This window comes from Rhodoferax sp. RT5P35 (assembly GCF_056521385.1).
The window spans coordinates 1-1,081 of sequence record NZ_JBWMAX010000318.1 but is presented as its reverse complement, the minus strand read 5'-3'; the positions used below and the strand labels follow the sequence as shown (position 1 = coordinate 1,081).

Sequence of the window (1,081 nt, the reverse complement as noted above, 5' to 3'; positions counted from 1 at the left end):
CGGCAGGGCCCAAAATTTTCGTGATCGGCGGCAAGGCCGACGATCCGTTCTGGTCGCGGGTCAAGAAGGGTGCCGACGACGCGGCCCTGGTGGTCAAGGCCGCAGGCGGCACTGTCACCTGGCTCGGCCCGCAGACCTACGACAACCTCGGCCCCGATGCAGCCAAGCTGATCCGCTCGGCCCTGAGCCAGAAGCCCGATGCCATCGTCGGCCCCAACTGGGTGCCCGAAGCCATGGACGCGGCCTTCAAGGAAGTGGTGGCCGCCGGGGTACCGCTGATCGTCTACAACGCCGGTGGCATGGAGTCCGCCAAGCGCCTGGGAGCCCAGAATTACGTGGGTAGCGACGAGTTCGTGGCAGGCATGGGCGGTGGCGAGTACTTCGCCCGCAACGGTGCCAAGCACGTGCTGTGCATCAACACCCAGCCCGGCTCCACCAACCAGGAGTCGCGCTGCAAAGGCGTGGCCGAGGGCATGGCCAAGGGCGGCGGCAAGAGCGTGCAGTTGCCCCTGCCGTCTTCGGCCTTTGGCAACCCCACGGCGGTGGCCCAGGCCATCAAGGCTGCGCTGCAAAAGGATCCCACCGTAGACGGCGTGATCACCATTGCGGCCAACGATGCCAATAGCGCCGCCAACGGCATCAGCCAGGGCGGCTTTACCAAGAAGGTGAAGCTGGGCACCTTCGACATCGACCCTACCAACCTGCAACGCATCAAGGCGGGTACCCAGCTCTTTTGCATCGACCAGCAACCCTACCTGCAAGGCTACCTAGCCGTGTCCATGCTCAACGCCTACGTGCAGTACGGCCTGAAAGTGCCGACCGCACCCATCCTGACCGGCCCCGGCATCGTGGATGCGTCCAACGTGGATGCCACCGTAGCCGGTGCCGCCGCCGGAGCCCGCTAAGCCATTTGTCGCGGGGCACAGCCTGCATGGGCTGCGCCCCGACTCCCTCCCATGACCACTTCGAGCCCACCATGAACCCGCACACCTCCTTACCAGCGTCTGCCGCCAGCGCGCCAGACACGCGTCCAGGCCCCACGCCCTGGTCCTTCGGCGCACTGTTGCGCCGCCCCGAAACC

The 1,081-nt window shown here is 66.3% G+C and carries 1 protein-coding gene; it reads left to right on the top strand.

Annotation, left to right across the window (positions count from 1 at the left end):
• Window positions 1-905 (top strand): sugar ABC transporter substrate-binding protein (locus AC097L_RS25970; protein WP_479589570.1); only part of this gene is annotated, 905 nt, incomplete at its 5' end.
• Window positions 906-1,081 lie beyond the last annotated feature (176 nt).